Genomic DNA, 16,101 nt, shown 5'->3' with positions numbered 1-16,101 from the left:
TATTTGTGAAGCTTACAAAAGTCTTAATTAGACTTTGCGTTTTTAACCTTAGTGTATCTAGCTTTTAGTCCCGCCAGTAATCGTTTATGCACTGGCTTTTTTGGATCAAACTCAGAAGCTTTTTTAGTTTGAGAAATGGCCTTGCGATAGGCTCCGGCTTTTGTTCGTGAGAATGGAATGTCTTCTGTTACCTTCCATTGCTTACGATAAAACTCATCAATGTTTTTAAGCCATTTGCCTTTTCTATTTTGAGTCCACTGATTAACTTGAAATGCTGTAACCATTTGTGGGCGGCTATCTCGTTCTTCTTGAGTTGACCAATATTCTCTTTTGGTGTTAGGCCGACGAATTGAGCGAACCTGATAGGTTTCCAATTCTGTTGAAGGCTTCATAAAATCTTCGTCTTCTTCACCTTCTTTAAACATAGGATCGTTGGGATCGTCACCGAGCCAAACAAAAACATTATACAATGTGTCTCCTACTTTGATTGTCATCGCCTCCCCCTTTCGTTCCTTCCATTAGTGAAGCTTACTGAACTAGTTAAATGCTTACGAAAGACTTATTTGGCTTTCATCGGTTTCACTTGTGACAATTGAGCCGAGCTTGCCATTTCAGCAACAACCTTTAAGGCTTCCGTCAATTTGATCACATGTTGTTCTAACGACACAATCCGGCGTTCAAGTTCTACAACATGATCTTGAGCAGTAGTTTCTTTTGACCATTCTCTTGAATAGTTGAATGTCGGAAATGTTTTGTAGCTGGCAACAACACAATCAAATTCACCGCTTCTGCTTTCCGTTTCTACAGCCACACCACCTTGTAATGCACAACGTTGTTTTGCGGCTTTGAGTGTTTCAGCTTGAACACTGGTCGCGCCGATCCCGACGAGCAAGGCAGAAAAGAGGAATAGTTTTTTCATTGTTTTAATCCTGTTAAATTTATTTCCCCTTATTCTCTTTCCATGCCTTTTTAATCGCTTCATTAATCAAATATTGCTGCTTAACTCGTTGCTCTAAACGTTCATCTTTAACAGAAACAAGTAAAGGTCTGCATTCTGCCGAATTACGGAAATTGACAATATTTTTAATCGCTTCCTGCGCGCCATTTTCTGTATATCCATCAAACACAGTGAAAGGCTTATCTCGGCCTGCCATATAAAGATCAATGGCATATGTAAAGTTATCTACGCCTTTACCATTCTGCGGTTCAGGAACATGATAATCATTTGTATAAACAATACGTTCTTCGACGATACGTATATCACATGGATCAGCATATAAATCTGAATGAGGGATAGCTTTAATCTCTCCAGCTTGCGCACAGGTCACGTGGATCGCGGCAGCTGCAAGTGCTGTAAGGATAATCTTTTTCATTTTTCCTATTCCTTATCTATTTGTGAAGCTTACATATAATCGCGTGGGTCACACGCAAAAAAGAAATCATGCTGACAAGTCACTTGTTGTTCGAGTGCCTTGATTAGCTGTTCTATATCGTCGTCTTCATTCAACGTTTTAACGATTGATCTGATATGATCAGCATGACGGTTTTTATAAACCATGTAGATTGAAATGCTATCAATCTTGCAGCTAATAAGAACGTCTAGGTCATTTACAATGGACTTTTGATCATCCGGCGATTTTGGATCGTAATCGACTTCTACGACTTCCAGCCCATAATCAGAGCGAAGAAATACCGTCCAGCCTGTCGGCGGTTCTGTTTTCGATGAACAATGGATATGTGGTAAATGTTGTCTCATATCTCTTTCCTATCCTGCGTTCTGCTTACATCTGGTTCCATTAGTGAAGCTTACTGAGCTAGTTAATGAGCATTCGCACAGATAAGCTCTTTTGCTTTTTGTGCCGCCTCAATCAATTCATCCAAATCAATAATATCTAAGGGAATGGATTTGGATTGTTCATCAAAAGAAAATTGAGCATGAATGCCGTCTTCTTTTTCATATACCGTTTGATCTGCTGACATTTCTTTTCCTACCATGTGCTAATGATGCAATATTGTCTAAATGGGATTTTTATTTTTCTATTATATTTGTCTGTAAGCATCCAAATGGATTTATCTTTATTTACTTTTGTAATCTTACCTTGCAAGCCTTCGATTGTCTCTACTGTATAATCAATTTCAGGCTCATAGTCTGGATCATCTTCTTCACAAGCGCGTTTGCGACTTTCTTCTACCTGATTAAGATAGTGTGGCAAGTAATCATGAAAACTTGATAGGAATTGTGATTTACGTTCGTCTTGCTCAATCATTATTCGTCATCCTCTTCCCATGTGTCGATACAGTCCCATGAAATATTCCCACGGTCCCATTTTTTATGAGGAAAGCGACTATCCATCTGCGCTACGCACCAATCATCAGACCACGACCCGTCACTATCAATGCAATGATCTGCTGTCATAACAAACTCGCTAAACTGATCTTCAGTAGACCAAATCTTAAAAGTATTAAATTGCATATCTTTAGCCTTTAACTGACTGTTTAAATTCTTTCCAAGCTCTACGAAAAGATTTGATCTCTGGCGGTTCAATCATAAATTCAGTTGTGTAAGTACCGTATGAGTCATCAGCACAACCAGAGTTAAAATCACCCCAATAATTATCAAATGCTGCATGGAATTTTTCAGACAATTCCGAAGGCATATAGACAGACATTTCAACTGTGCCACGTTCAAGAATACCGTCACTTGTTTCGCGTACTAATTTAAACATCACATCTCGCCTTCGTTTGTGTTTGATCCTCTTTATAGTACCGTGACGGTACACATAAAACAAGATAAAAATACCGTGACGGTACATTTTTTTTCATGTATATAGAAAACATGGATATGAAAGACCGCATAAAAGCCCTTGGGCTTAATCAAAAGAAGATTGCAGAACTACTTGGCAAGCAACGCCATACTATTTCCCGTCAATTGAACGGTGGTGAAGGTATGAAGGTTACGCATGATCTGGAAAGTCTTGTGCTGGCTCTTGAAATGCTGAAAGAGGAAAACAGGCTAGAAGACTATCTTTTTCAAGCCCTGCCGACAAAATAACCTCTACGCCCTCCATAGCTCCTAGAACTATATAGGGGGCTTTACATTGCTAATCTTAAACGTGGTCGGCATACTAAATAGCCTCTACACTGTAGATATCTGTTACATCAAGTAAGGAGATATTTTTGGTCAAGCGACGACATTCAGATGTAGAGAAGATTGCGGATTTCGATATAGATCAGCTTCATTCTTTAACACAAGAACTTGAAGATCAAGCGTACTCTTCAGAGACATGGAAAACCTACAATCACTCTTGGAAGCAATTCAAGGCATGGTGCAAAAAGGTTGATGCCTCCCCTCTCCCTGCCGAACTAAAAACAATCCAAGCCTTCTTATCTTGGTTGGTTAAAGAGGAATATAGCTGGCCTACAATTGAAAGAACGGTTTGCGCTATTTCTAAATTCCACGATCTAGAAGAAGAAACAGCCCAAACACGGCATATCAAAGTCAAAAAACAATTAGACGGTATTCGACGTTCTCTCAAAACAAAGAGCAAATCGAAAAAGAACCTGACGATTATTGATCTGGCTTCTATCTGCCAAGCCGCACCGGATAAACCTATATGGTGGCGCAACAGGGCTATTTTAACGATGGGCTTTGCTGGCGCACTCCGTCGATCCGAAGTAGCGAACCTGAAAGTACAGGATGTTGTTTTTATGAATGACGGTGCCATTCTAAATCTTTGGGATGCCAAAGGTGCCAGAAAAGGAGAAGTGCAGCGTGTCGGCATTCCTATGGGCCAAAATGCCATGATTTGTCCCATACAGAACCTTCGCAAATGGCTAGCCTTCACAAAAGCAACCGAAGGGCCGTTATTCCTTCCTATGAAACCGCCTTTAGGACAAGAAATTTGGAAGAATGAACCAATTTATAAAGAAACGGTTTCTCAGGTGGTGAAACGTGGTGTTGAACTGATTGGGATTGATTCGGCTATATATGGTGGTCATAGCTTGCGCCGTGGTCTTGCTACGGCTGCATCACAGGCGAATGTGCCACTGGCGAGACTGAAACAACACACGCGCCATAAATCCGTTCAATCTCTCCTGCCCTACATCGAGGACAGCGAACTTTTTGCAGATAATCCAGCAAACTTGATAGGGTTCTAAGATTTCAGCTTACTTCATAAGTACTTCACTCAGCCTTTGAAATATCAACACACCGCCCATTCATATCGATAGTCTTTGCCTCTTTCAAAAGAGCTTCACATGCTTGCATTGTTGGCATTGGTAAGACTTGCTGATTATCCAGATGAGCCCCCACATTCAATGGGATAACTGAGAAAAGCAAAAGAAATATTGACGTATTCATTAGAAGTTTTTCCTTATTGTTCGGGTGTCGAATTGTCGAATATATGATTACGGCTTACTTAGAACTTGGTGGTAAACAAGCTTTCTTAATGCCGTACTCTTCGATTGGGCAAGCATAAGTAGTCATTGAAACATTATACCTTGATTGTAATTCTTGCATGTCTGCCATCTTTGTAAAACTACGAGTAGCCATAAATATCACTACAGAAATCATAATTACGTTCGCCCAAAAATAAATTGAGAAACCATTTGAACTGCTCATCTTACTTACCTTCGATCTTAGGAGACTTTAATCATCATTCGACTTATCAATATCACTTAAACGATGAATTTTTCTAAGCTGCTGTTCTAGTGATTTAATTTTACCCAACAACGCAGTTTTTTGTGAAATATCTTTATAGTTTGGCAAAGTCTCATCACATGTAACTGGCTTGCGCATTAAAACATTTAAATCAACATATAGGTCAGGATACACTTTTAACAAATAGTACATATGCCGCAAAAATAGAGCATGTACATTTGGAATATCTCTTTCTCCTTTGCCATAAGAAACCAAATGAGGTTTAGAGATTTGGGTCAGAACATGCATTTGATCTAACCATTTTTCCTTTTCGCCTGTTAAGAATTGGGCAATCTTTATAAATTCCCCCTTATTCATTAACCGTTCTATTTTTTGCCTACCCACTAGACTTACCCATCTTGTTCATCTGTATTCTAAATATAACATAAATACATTTTTGGAAAAGAATAAATTTAATTATTTCCAAAAAAAGATAGGATGGATACCTTATTTTGCTCTCCCATACCTACAAGCTCGAATACTGCTCTTTAAGTGAGTTGATTTTCTCATGAACCACATTCGTTATAAGTCGGATTGTTGCTAAATTTGGACTAGTGCTAATTCCCATTTTGATTGCTTCATTTATTTGTTCAATGATTGGGAGATTCCATTTTTCAAACTGTCCAGATTCATCGATCTGACAGAGAATACCCCATAATGCCATGCATAATTCACCAATATGCTCATAGTTTGATCCGTCTAATCTTCTGTTTGTATCTTCAACAATAGAAACAAGTTTCTTAACGCACTTTTTTGTCTTTTCATCCAATGCAGATGAATTTTCTATAGTTTTAAGCCATTTGATATGAAGTTCAATTTCCTTTGCATGGCTCTTTACCATGGAAGCATTTACCTCATGCATAGCTGACTGAATAATATCATCTGCTTCATCTGAGGTTAAGCCGTCAACAGCCTTCATACGCAGACTATTTGGAACTTGTTTTCGGTCTGCCATTGCTTCAAATGAATTTCTTGGTTTTCTTATTGGGCCAATATAATTCCCATTGATCGTGAAAGGTTTTCTCTCCTCTATCAATCGAATAAGTCGGGCATGAAGTTTTTCAACGGCTATAGGTTTTGCCAGTAAGTCATCTGCGCCTGCTTCTGTAATTCTGGTGACTAATTCAGGTGTTGGTGTTTGGCTCAAGCCAGCAATGACAAGGAAAGGATTATCGCCGACTTTTTTATGTCTGATTTTCCTCACAAAACCACTTAGTTCACCATCAGGCAGAGTAATTTCTGAAATTAAGAGTTCAGGCATTTTTGAAGAGAAAGCCTGAGTAATAAACGCAAGATCACTCCCCTGAATAATATCTTTAAAACCTGCTTGTAACAGTGTTTTTCGAGTAAGTATTAGTGATTTCGGGTCTGGGTCGGCAATAATAACCCTAACCTTTGCAAGATCGACGGATCGCATTTTATATGTCCAATTAAGGTTTAACGAGTACAGCTTTTAGGTTTGTTATAAGCAGGGCATTCTTTATCTGGCAGGCCATAGAGATGAGCTAGTTTCTTACCTATGGCGCAAACATATTGTGCTTGTTTTTCACAATTTCCTGCATTGTAATGGGCAATGGCATGTGTCCAATTGCCATATTCTTTATAGTTTCGTGCAAGTAGGCTTAAAGCAAAACGAACATTCTTTGCCGGAGTGAGCATATCGTCTAGGCTGATCGCCTCTTTATGATAGTGTAAATTGATTTGCATACATCCCACATCCACGTCAGAGAGTTTACCTGTGAAGCTTTCAACAAGTCTTTTTGCCTCTGCTTTTGATTTTGCCCAATGGGACTCCTTCCCTAATCTAACGACATAGGGAGAAAAACGACTTTCTTGCTTACCAATCGCCAGCAATAGTTTTTGCAACATCGGGTTTTTTATTTGTTTTATCTCCCTTAAACACTCATTGGCTGAAGCCGTTTGTGAAACGGACCAAAAAGAGATAATAAAACTAAGAGCTATTATGGTTTTTGCTGTCTTTTTTTGCTTTATTTTCATGGAATTTGCCCCTGTGTAATATAGATGGCCAAGTCATCATTTTGAGCTTCCCTGCTGAGCAAGTCTTTACAGTCAGATTGAAACAAACCATCTGCTCCTGAAGAAATAACAACTCCAATGACGGTCTCATCATTTGGCGTATCTATTCCTTGATAATATCCTGAAGATGTTTTCATTGTGCCATGGTCATAAGAGCAATAGCCAAACAGTCGTTTAAAACGGTCTGTAAGCACGAGGCCATATGTGTCGGGCAAGAGCCCTCCATTTATAACAGATTGACCTTCTTTGACTGCTGGCAGCTCTTTTGTGCTATCTGCATCAAGGTCAGACACCAATGTAAGAAGTTTATTTCGATTGGCATTAGCCCAAAAGCTCGTTGCCTGATAACGAGTTGTTTCAAGTGATTGTGCCGCCATTTGATTGTTTACAGAATTTACGTCAGCGGCCCCCACTGCCAAGAGGAGTGCCGTATAGAGGGTTTCAATCATTATTCACCACCCCTCTTTGTAAGGTTTTCTCTTTCTTGATAGCCTTCACATGAGAAACAGCGGTTTTCCAGTGGCAAGAGACGATCTCTAATCCAAGTTAGAATAAGTTCCTGCTGTTCAAATACTGAATTGCAATTCATATATTCATTAAGAACTGCACCAAAAACATTGCCTTCTTTTCTGACAATTTCTTTACATTTGAGTTCTTCAGTTGTTTTCCCCATGGGGGAATTATTTACTTCTAAGAGATGTTTGAGCCCCTTGTGTAGAATCTCCTCATGCAGGCGCTTTCGTTGGCGCGCAGACAGTTTTCCATCTAGAGCGCTTAATTCTTGCAACGCTTCATCGAAATCCTCAAAGGCTTCAGTGTAATATGGCGCGATTTGGCACTGTCTCATTTTATTGCCCTCTGCCAATTTGGTGAGGGTCTACGATGGCGAGGCCAATGTATGTGCCATTTGTTGAGGTATTATGTTCTTTAATGCCGTTATGATGGAAATCCTTACCTTTATCAGAGCTAAGATAACCGCCAGCAGATGGATCATTAGGAGCAAGCCATCCGGTTACTGGATTACTTGGGTTTCTTGCCCGGTCGTATAAACTCCACCAATCTTTAATCAATGAGTTTTTATGTAAATTCCAGACAGATGCACCCTGCAAAGGAACAAAAACATTATTAGATGTTCCATTTGCGATCATCTCATAGGTTTTTATATATGGGCTATCTTTGGCGAAGACATAGGCAATAAAATCTACATTATTACTGTTTGTTGAGGAGCCCTTACCAAGAGTGAATATTGTTTCTGATGGCTCAGTATTGTTCCAAGGCCCTGAACTCGTAAAAGCGTAATATTCATCAAAAGAGATGAACTTAGTTGCACCAAGTTCATGATGGTAAATGTACCATCCCCCAGCAATCCGTGACTTAACTATAGACATCCCAACGTCTTGGGAAAGTCCATGGGGAACTTCATGCCCCGCAGAGCCTGAACCTTTATAGGTTACTGTGGAAAAGCCAAATTCAGGATTGGCACTTACGGTATAAGCTTTCCCGTGATTTGTTGTACCTGTAACACGTGAGCTAGATGAACCCGCTTTTAAGGCGTAATAGACAAAGTTTTCATTAGCCGCGTTTGTATTATTCTCAGTACTTAAGTCAAACCCTGTACCAGTTAGGTTTGTTATTGAATTACTTTTGTATTTTTCTTCTGTCGTTCCACTGAAATCAAGTGTTTCTCCGTTTCCACGGAGACTATCAACAATTTTCCAACTGCGTGCTGCGGTTAGGTTTTTGACAATAATTAAAGAATCATCATCTCCCCAATCCACTCCATCGCCAAAGAGGATGGTTTGAGAGGTACCGTTACCTTTATAGGTGCCTTGGACGAAGTGGTCAGAAAGCTTACTGGTCGGGAGGCTTAGGTTTGCTGTTGTGAGGGCTTTGAAACCTGTGTCAGGTGTATCTACAAATTCATTTTCTGAGAAATTTGCTGTAACAACCCCACGATTGGAACCCGAACCATCACGAATTGCGGGGAACAATTGCGCTGTAGTCGTGTATGTTTCCGATACGATTTCAGTGCCGTTTTGGTCGATTGTGAAAGTCTTTGCAGACGTATCCACCTCAAAAGTGAAACGATCCCCCACAGACCAACTACCGTATGTTGACCCTAACGAGCCATTAACATAATTTGCGATATTACCTGCACTTTGTAGTGACACACCGTTTCTAGTCCCGTTATCGGATGGGTCCATAAAGAGCAATTGAATATTGCTGGTACTTGCATCCACCTCAAACTCAAAATGAACCTGATCAATATCATTAATTGCTAGGGTTGCAGGGGTAATGCCTTGGCCCGATGTCGTGCTATCCACAGTACGGTTGCCGTTTGAGAACACTGCGCTTGTGTTACCGATATCCAAAGGATTAAAGGTTGCTGCACTATCAGTGGGGGAGTTTCCTACTGGCGTCACCCCACCATGAACACTCCAATGGTTTGCATTACCTGAAACGTCTTTTCCAAGATCAGTTGAATCGGCAAAATCTAAATGAAACCCGTTGGAGCCAAAATCAGCAGAATAGGTAATAGGGTCCCAAGCTCCCGTCGAACTGGTGAATTCGCCAAAGTCTGTTACTGTCCCAAACCCGTTTTGGAATTCAGCGACATAACCATTTAGGTATTTTATACCAGACGTATAACGCCCAATATTGTGGGTCTCTGTATTATTCCATTGTGACTGAAAGTTAAGACTGTAGGCATCCTCAGTAGAGAATGACGTAACACGTTCACCATTTACATATAACTTTTGACGTTCAGACGCCGTGGTTTGTGTGGTATCGACTTCAAAAACAACATGATACCATGCATTATCACGGTAAAGGGCATTGGTCTGAAGGTACATTTCTGTTGTACCGCCAGATAACTCTTTAATACGGATGACACCTGTATCTTGAAAACGAACAAATAAATAGCTCGTCAATCCAGCATTATTTGCATTTGCAATTACCTGTTGAGTACCTTGCCCCTTTCTTACCCATGCAGAAATTGTAAATACTTTGCGGCTTCCCGCAGTTGAAGGCACCCAAGATAAATACCCCGTAGACCCATCGAACAAAGCAGCGCCTGCGACGCTATAGGTCGAGCTACCGGGAAGAGTAACGCCGCCACCGGGAACAGTTGTACCGCCATCCCCTTCATCTGAACCAGTATCTGTCCCTGAACCACTTGTTGTGGGCGTTCCGCCACCTGAAGCCAGAATAAAGGCTGCATCGGACACACCCAAGGGCATAAAGTCAGCTCTATCGTCACCAACGGCGCTGCCTAATGCAAGGTCTGCACATGTACTGTCAAAAGTGCGATTGGCCCCAGATGAGACCACTGCAAAGGAAATTCCACCGGGATCGGGCGTTGTTTGGCCGTCTATGCGGCCTGTTGAGCTATTTGTTGTGCCATGATCATAAACACAATAACCAAGACTGCGGTTCCAGCCATCTTTCTTAATGCCTAAGATCGTCTCAGGCAGTGCGCCGCCCCCTGTTGGGGCATGGTTTGCCTCTATAAAGGCTGGTGCTTCAAGAGTGTTGTCACTATCGCTATCACTTAGGCTCTGGGCTAGAACCTGAATAACGGACTGAACATGGGTTTCAGTTTCAAACTGTTGGCTTGTTTTAAAGTTATTATAGAGCTGTCGAACAACATCACTACTGATGTTGGAGACATTACCTGTAATGATCAGGCTTGCGAGAAAAAGGAGGATTAACTTTTTCATAAGGGGGAACTCTAACTGTTTTCTTTAAGGAGCCAGACGGTTAAAATCGCATCATTCACTTGAGCTTGTTCACCCAGAAACAATTGTGCGTCTCTTAAAATTCTTTGTGTTCTTGTGGTGTCTTTTTCAGCTTCAAGGTAAAGACGAATACCGAGTTCATCATTTTCATAAGACCAGGGCTTAAAGCCGGATAGACCCGTTGGTCTATGCCCCCAAAGCTGAAACGTATCTGGTGCGCCGGGGCAGGTTAAATCGGTTAAAGCTGTTTTATCCACGGCTGCTGGATACATGGGGTGATAGCTTGTGGCGTTATCGCCTTGATAGAGGCTGGCGCAATGTTGAATTTGGTTTGTTAAAAGGAGGGCGCGGCCTTTGATTTCCGCACCCTCAGTCATGGCCGTGACAGCTTTCGTATTGCCCCCAATCCCGCTTAGTTTGAATACTAAGCCTGAGTAAACAGAAAGGGCAACTAAGAGAGCAATGAAAGCTTTTCCCATTAGCTATATTCCAACACCATATAAGTCACATAGCTTGTCCCAACTTTGATACATTGAGAAAGTTTATTCTCCATGGTTGTGGAGCTTGATGCATCAATGGCCGTACCTGCGGTAATATCAGAAGAGGTTGCACCAGACTCCCAATCAGCAATCGCGCCCACTCCTGTTGGTGGTGTGGCATCGGCATCGGCTTCAATGATTTCTTTATTATAGGCCTGACATAAAGCAAGTGAGGTGTTTGGCAGAACAGCGACTTTTTCAGCCTTTGCATCATCACCCAAACCCTTGATTATCACATTATATTTAATAATGATCTTTTGATCATCTTTGGTTGTCCAGACATTTGGCACCGCCTCATCAATAATCTCACTATCTGCATGATAAAAGCCTGTATTTACCGTTTTATCTAGCGTCACTTCTTCAGAAGCATATTGCAGGGTAATTTTGTCATACACCCCCGCATAGTTATCAAACAAGATTTTGAGGGCCACGGCTTGGGTTGCTTTATTTGTGGCTGAGGCATCTTTTTTACCCGATGCAGTATATTTATTAAGCGTAAACTGAATACCGGCTGCAATGGTTAAGACCAGCAAAAGGCCAATGAGCATTTTTTTCATTATCTATTTCCTAAGTTAATGAGAAGGAGAGAGAGAGAGTTTCAAGTCGTGAGCTTCTAACTCGACACGAAAAGGCGCACCGTTTTTACATTTAACGGCACAAAAATATTTAGGTTTCCAATGGAGGTTGCCGCGATAACGATGGGCTGCAACTTGGGCATATAGCCATTCTTGATGCAGTTTAGTATCCGGCGTTTCTATGATGAGTGTATTGCGCTGAGTTGACAACCTAACTTCATCATATTCCGTTTTGATCAACTGAATAATGCGGAGATAATCATTTTCGGTCAGACTTTTTTGCTCTGTTTTGTAATGCAGTTTCACATAACTATTTTTGGCATTGTCATGACGTGCCTGAGCAAATAAGAAATCGTAATAAATAAAGGCATTAATGACGACAAAGGACGCAATCGCGAGGTAAAGCAAGGCAATCCAGACAAACTGGTCGTAACGCCTGTTATGCTTTAACAAGAAATTATATTCCGAGGTAAAAGCGCCAAAAGAAGGTAAGTTGATTTTATTCATTTTCATTTGACCTTCTCCACCAAAGACCCTACCCCAATTAAAACGGTGCCTTCTTTATGGTCATTTCTTGGGCTGAAGCTGTCTTTACGCTTTAGCTTTTCCAACTTATCTGCATATGTTTCTGAAGCCCATTTGGGGATTTTCGCCTGCCAAGCGGATTTGCCATTTTCATATTTATAAAAAAGAAGCTCCCCATCCATACTGAGAACGTCTTTAACGATGGTTGAATAGTCCGCCAACACTTCAAGATGTTTATCTTCTCTATGGCGTTTCATCTCGCGTAAAGCCTGATGCATGGAGCGTTCTATTTCCCTAGAAATCTCCGAGACTTCAGTTTGCAGAATTTCTTTTTGAGTGACCTGTAAATAAAGCAGGCCAATTAATACCAATAAGAAAGCGGCACCGGGATAGAACAGAAATTTAAAAATCTGATTTTGTCGATTAAGCCGCGCAAGAATATAGGATTGCCATTGCACCGTTTCTGTCGTTTCAAACTCAGAGATATCAAAAACTTGTAGGTCCTCTTCCCCATACCATTCAGATGGCAAACCATAAGCAAGTGAGATTTCCTGTGTTGTTTCAGGGACAACAAGAAGCGTATTACTATTGGGCTCGTGATAGATACCCGGTCCTTGATGGTCATTACCACCGGGCAAAAATGTCGCTAAAGGGTTGATTGGTTTTTTATGGTTCTTAAACTCACGCGAAGCTGCCGCCATATAATGAATGACGTTTCCTTGACGTTGATAGACCAAATGGACATTTTCAGTCCCTAAATCACCTTCAACATTTTCATAAATGATTTCTAGATCAACACCACTGGGATCGGCGCGAAGACTGCCTGCAATAGCCCCATGGGGTATAAAGTTTTGTTTATTCATCATTCTTATCCCGGCATTAACCCTTTAACTGATTCAGTAAGAAGATCGTTTTGAGAGACAATGATCCATGCATAGAGGAAGGTTGGGACAATCAGGAGAAGCCCTGTTACTGCCCAAGCAATATATTTTTGTTTTAAATTATAACTTTTAGCCTTTAGCAAACGATGGGCGCTCAATGTCTCCACAACATTTGCAAGCTGCACACTATCGCCCAGACGGATGAGGCGAATACGTTCTTCATCTTCAATATATTTATGCTGTCCAATTGCATCTTTGAAACTATCATTGGCAACAATCGCTGTCTTAGCGTCTTGCCAAAGGCCACGCACGCCTGCTGAAGAGACCGACTTAATGACATAATCCAAGGCTTCATTGAAATTAACTTTACCCAGGATTAACGGACTTAGCAGAGAATAGCTTAAGGCCATATCGTTATGCCTGATTTGCTTGCCATAAAAGGGCAGATAATCCACATAAGCCGGATAGGCTTCACCCTCACGTTTTGCGATAAAACAGATGACAATTGTTATTAACAAGAAGGTCATAAAACATGTTGCAAACATGAGCCAATTCAAACTAATCAGCTCAATTGTTGCCATTGTTTGGGCGAATTGATCTGCGGCGGCTGGACTATCACTTAAAACCCCTTGCCTTTTATATTTGGGAATTTGTTCAAAATGGAGCCAGAAGGGAAAATCGGCAAGAATAACAACTTCAATAACTCCCCACAAAGACCAGACATTTATAGGTCCAAGACGGTTTGCCTTCTCACTTAAAACATCAATGGCTTTAGCTATATTGATTTTAAGCTGTTCATTATCTTTGCCTGGCATCAACTCACCAGCCTGAACCAAGGCAATCACCCGATGGTCAAACTTCAAAGCCTTTAAGGCATCACTTAATGTGGCATCCGCTTGATTAATCATGGCAATGGCAGGTTGAAGTTTGCGTTTCACCCTAGGTGTGGCCGCTTCTTCATAGATGCGCAGCGCCATCCCTGTTGTTGTACCGTGATTGATATCTGTACTTAGGCTTTCTAATAAGGCCAATTGTTCACGCAAGCGAAAGAAGCGCCAAAGAGTAAGATCAAGTTTCTTTTCTCGAACAGAAAGGATCGTATAATTCTGTTCGCGCAGCCCTTCTTTAACCTCTTCTACGCTTGAGAGATAAAAAGTCTCTTTGACGATTTCACCTTCAAACGATCTGCGATAACGGGCTTCAACGATCTTCATCTGTCGCCTCATCATCTTCATTCATGAACAATTCTTCAATTTCTTCAATTGAGATAACGGGCTCACGCTCATCACGGGCGCTATATTCTTCATTTAATTGATCGATATCGATATTGTTGATTGTGTCCATGATCTCTTGCGCTTTTTGATCCCGCTTTTGCTGGATAACTTCAAGCACATCAATTGTTCTTTGACGTTGATAGGTTTCATGGTCGATCACGCCTTCATCATAGAGACGACGGGCATAATAATCGCGTGGTCGATAGGTGACGCCATCCAGCTTGACCAAATCGGCCAAACGGTGTTCTTTAAGGGCTTTGAGTGCTTCATGACGGACTTCTAAGCCATCCCCGATTTGCAGGGTTTCTGGGCATTGCACCATGCCGTCATAACCTGTGTAGTCACATTTTGGACAGCCATGGGGATTGCGTTTTAAAATATTGCCGCCTGCGTCTTCATCGACCAAAGCGCAGCTACACAGCTTTTTAATCAGCTTTAAATGAAGACTATAATGTAAAATATCGCCAATGATATTCCACGCTTGTTCTTTAAACTCTTCTGGCACCATGGAGACAATTTTAGCCGCTGCTGAAATCGCAGACACCGCATGGATGGTGAAGCCTGTTTTATGGCCTGTATCACCATTGCGCAATGCGCCTTCAGCAGTTTGAGGATCGCGCACTTCTTCTTGAATAAGAATATCTGGAAAGAGACGCATGGCCGCTTTAGTCAGGACATTAGCTGTTTGACCGATATCCTCATTGATTTGCATTTGCTGAGTATGGCGCACACGCATTTCTACCGGAGCGGCAATAGAAATAATCGTGCAACCAAGACGATCTGCTTCACGCTGTAGGGCCGCCAGCAAAGCTGTTTTACCGGACCCTGTTGTACCAGACAGACAGATAAGAGAGCCGCCCTTATCTTTTTGGCGCATATAGTGGCGTAAATTATCAGCCAGTTCAGGAAAGCGGTTCAAGAGGATGTGCAAGCTCATGATAGAGCCTAGGTCATGAACCCGAAGCGACATAAATTCGCCGCTCACCGTTGCCCCGGTTGCTGCCCTGAAGTTTACTTTACGGTCCTGAAAGACCATCTCAATATGACCATCTTGGGGGCGGTCCTTAATGATGGGGTCCATCTTGGCATCATCTTTAAAGGCCTGCATCAAGCGCCCTGCGGCCTTAACGGAAAGAACGTGTTTTGGTGCCGTGGTTTGCCCAATGGTAAAACTAATCACACATTCAAGAACGTCATTAGATTTCACCAGTTTGATGTTACTGGCTTTTGCCTGTAGCGCCTGAAGGAGAATATATTCTTTAACTTTTTTAAGACGCAGCGGGTCTTGCGGGTCGTGATTAAACTCAGAAATTAACGTGCTTATTTCATCGTCAGTGACAATTTTCTGACGGCTATTAATTTGCAGAATTCTTTTAGTATCAATAGCGCGATATTTTAGGTGTCGAACATTAAAGCCTTCTTCATTGATGGCCGTGATGAGTTCTTTTTTCTGGCTCTCTTTTAAAGGGCGCACAGCTCCATAATGAAGCGTATGGGTATCGCGTTCCCAAGACACAATATGGACTTGTAATTTCTGGCAGGTATAAGGCGCAATCCGACCAAAGGTCTTATCGTATTTATCACCTAGAACATCAACAATATCGCGTCGAGTGAGAAAGCCGTTTTCAATACCAAGATCGAGCAGGCCAAAAGGTTCTGGCGCATTAAACTTGGCTTTCCAATAATCATATTCCGGCTCATCAGTGCCGCTATTAATCTGAGAGTGCAACAAGGAATATTGCTGCAACATCATGTGGAAATGGTTGTTTTTTAAAACGTTTTTGTCAACTAATCGTTGCGCCTTAGAGTAATCCGGTGCAAGGGAAACAGACAT

Annotated in this window: 23 protein-coding genes; 2 read left to right on the top strand and 21 right to left on the bottom strand. The window is 41.5% G+C overall.

Translation table 11 applies throughout. From position 1 onward, the window contains the following. Positions 1–23: 23 nt before the first annotated feature. The 8 genes from MTBPR1_RS16365 to MTBPR1_RS16335 all read right to left on the bottom strand — a co-directional run bounded on the left by MTBPR1_RS16365 (position 24) and on the right by MTBPR1_RS16335 (position 2,726). Complete coding sequence (locus MTBPR1_RS16365) at positions 24–494, bottom strand: hypothetical protein (RefSeq protein WP_069190105.1); 471 nt, start codon at positions 492–494, stop codon at positions 24–26. Positions 495–559: 65 nt separating this feature from the next. Beyond that, entirely contained in the window at positions 560–919 is a 360-nt protein-coding gene (locus MTBPR1_RS16360) for a hypothetical protein (RefSeq protein ID WP_069190104.1), read from the bottom strand. 19 nt (positions 920–938) lie between these two features. Beyond that, positions 939–1,373 (bottom strand): hypothetical protein, encoded by a 435-nt coding sequence (locus MTBPR1_RS16355; protein ID WP_069190103.1) that lies wholly within the window; start codon positions 1,371–1,373, stop codon positions 939–941. 29 nt (positions 1,374–1,402) lie between these two features. Then, positions 1,403–1,756, bottom strand: a complete 354-nt coding sequence (locus tag MTBPR1_RS16350; protein WP_069190102.1) for a hypothetical protein — start codon at positions 1,754–1,756, stop codon at positions 1,403–1,405. A 62-nt stretch (positions 1,757–1,818) separates the two neighbouring features. Next, positions 1,819–1,980 (bottom strand): hypothetical protein, encoded by a 162-nt coding sequence (locus MTBPR1_RS18190; RefSeq protein WP_165602692.1) that lies wholly within the window; start codon positions 1,978–1,980, stop codon positions 1,819–1,821. An 8-nt stretch (positions 1,981–1,988) separates the two neighbouring features. Further along, positions 1,989–2,267, bottom strand: coding sequence for a hypothetical protein (locus MTBPR1_RS16345; RefSeq protein WP_069190101.1), 279 nt, complete (start codon positions 2,265–2,267; stop codon positions 1,989–1,991). Further along, entirely contained in the window at positions 2,267–2,473 is a 207-nt protein-coding gene (locus MTBPR1_RS16340) for a hypothetical protein (protein ID WP_069190100.1), read from the bottom strand. The genes MTBPR1_RS16345 and MTBPR1_RS16340 overlap by 1 nt, the downstream gene beginning before the upstream one ends. Positions 2,474–2,477: 4 nt before the next feature. Beyond that, positions 2,478–2,726, bottom strand: a complete 249-nt coding sequence (locus MTBPR1_RS16335) for a hypothetical protein (protein WP_069190099.1) — start codon at positions 2,724–2,726, stop codon at positions 2,478–2,480. Positions 2,727–2,821: 95 nt separating this feature from the next. Between MTBPR1_RS16335 and MTBPR1_RS16330 the strand changes: the two genes are divergently transcribed. Continuing rightward, a complete protein-coding gene (locus tag MTBPR1_RS16330; RefSeq protein WP_069190098.1) occupies positions 2,822–3,052 on the top strand; it encodes a hypothetical protein in 231 nt (76 codons plus the stop codon). Positions 3,053–3,177: 125 nt separating this feature from the next. Beyond that, the gene (locus tag MTBPR1_RS16325) at positions 3,178–4,158 is read left to right on the top strand and encodes a tyrosine-type recombinase/integrase (protein WP_069190097.1); all 981 of its coding nucleotides are present in this window, start codon (positions 3,178–3,180) and stop codon (positions 4,156–4,158) included. A 256-nt stretch (positions 4,159–4,414) separates the two neighbouring features. Here MTBPR1_RS16325 and MTBPR1_RS18035 read toward each other — a convergent pair whose 3' ends face one another. The 13 genes from MTBPR1_RS18035 to MTBPR1_RS16265 form a co-directional block, all read right to left on the bottom strand. Beyond that, positions 4,415–4,621, bottom strand: coding sequence for a hypothetical protein (locus MTBPR1_RS18035; RefSeq protein WP_126465321.1), 207 nt, complete (start codon positions 4,619–4,621; stop codon positions 4,415–4,417). Positions 4,622–4,648: 27 nt separating this feature from the next. Beyond that, entirely contained in the window at positions 4,649–5,044 is a 396-nt protein-coding gene (locus MTBPR1_RS16320; RefSeq protein ID WP_126465319.1) for a hypothetical protein, read from the bottom strand. Between the two features lie 121 nt (positions 5,045–5,165). Continuing rightward, a complete protein-coding gene (locus tag MTBPR1_RS16315; RefSeq protein WP_069190095.1) occupies positions 5,166–6,116 on the bottom strand; it encodes a response regulator in 951 nt (316 codons plus the stop codon). A gap of 20 nt (positions 6,117–6,136) precedes the next feature. Further along, on the bottom strand, positions 6,137–6,697 hold the full coding sequence (locus MTBPR1_RS16310; protein ID WP_069190094.1) for a transglycosylase SLT domain-containing protein: 561 nt from the start codon (positions 6,695–6,697) through the stop codon (positions 6,137–6,139). Next, a complete protein-coding gene (locus tag MTBPR1_RS16305; protein WP_069190093.1) occupies positions 6,694–7,185 on the bottom strand; it encodes a hypothetical protein in 492 nt (163 codons plus the stop codon). Before MTBPR1_RS16305 ends, MTBPR1_RS16310 begins: the two co-directional genes overlap by 4 nt. Next, the gene (locus MTBPR1_RS16300; protein ID WP_069190092.1) at positions 7,185–7,583 is read right to left on the bottom strand and encodes a hypothetical protein; all 399 of its coding nucleotides are present in this window, start codon (positions 7,581–7,583) and stop codon (positions 7,185–7,187) included. The genes MTBPR1_RS16305 and MTBPR1_RS16300 overlap by 1 nt, the downstream gene beginning before the upstream one ends. A gap of 1 nt (position 7,584) precedes the next feature. Then, positions 7,585–10,455 (bottom strand): LamG domain-containing protein, encoded by a 2,871-nt coding sequence (locus MTBPR1_RS16295; RefSeq protein WP_069190091.1) that lies wholly within the window; start codon positions 10,453–10,455, stop codon positions 7,585–7,587. A gap of 11 nt (positions 10,456–10,466) precedes the next feature. After that, positions 10,467–10,952, bottom strand: a complete 486-nt coding sequence (locus MTBPR1_RS16290) for a hypothetical protein (RefSeq protein ID WP_069190090.1) — start codon at positions 10,950–10,952, stop codon at positions 10,467–10,469. Continuing rightward, on the bottom strand, positions 10,952–11,569 hold the full coding sequence (locus MTBPR1_RS16285; protein ID WP_069190089.1) for a hypothetical protein: 618 nt from the start codon (positions 11,567–11,569) through the stop codon (positions 10,952–10,954). Before MTBPR1_RS16285 ends, MTBPR1_RS16290 begins: the two co-directional genes overlap by 1 nt. 15 nt (positions 11,570–11,584) lie before the next feature. Beyond that, positions 11,585–12,100, bottom strand: coding sequence for a hypothetical protein (locus MTBPR1_RS16280; protein WP_126465317.1), 516 nt, complete (start codon positions 12,098–12,100; stop codon positions 11,585–11,587). After that, the gene (locus tag MTBPR1_RS16275; protein ID WP_069190087.1) at positions 12,097–12,978 is read right to left on the bottom strand and encodes a hypothetical protein; all 882 of its coding nucleotides are present in this window, start codon (positions 12,976–12,978) and stop codon (positions 12,097–12,099) included. Before MTBPR1_RS16275 ends, MTBPR1_RS16280 begins: the two co-directional genes overlap by 4 nt. A gap of 2 nt (positions 12,979–12,980) precedes the next feature. Next, the gene (locus MTBPR1_RS16270; RefSeq protein WP_069190086.1) at positions 12,981–14,207 is read right to left on the bottom strand and encodes a type II secretion system F family protein; all 1,227 of its coding nucleotides are present in this window, start codon (positions 14,205–14,207) and stop codon (positions 12,981–12,983) included. After that, a complete protein-coding gene (locus MTBPR1_RS16265; RefSeq protein WP_069190085.1) occupies positions 14,194–16,101 on the bottom strand; it encodes an ATPase, T2SS/T4P/T4SS family in 1,908 nt (635 codons plus the stop codon). Before MTBPR1_RS16265 ends, MTBPR1_RS16270 begins: the two co-directional genes overlap by 14 nt.

It is taken from the genome of Candidatus Terasakiella magnetica (assembly GCF_900093605.1).
Lineage (GTDB): Bacteria > Pseudomonadota > Alphaproteobacteria > Rhodospirillales > Terasakiellaceae > Terasakiella > Terasakiella magnetica.
The sequence above is the reverse complement of the archived record's forward strand: the minus strand, read 5'-3'. Positions and strand labels throughout refer to the sequence as shown.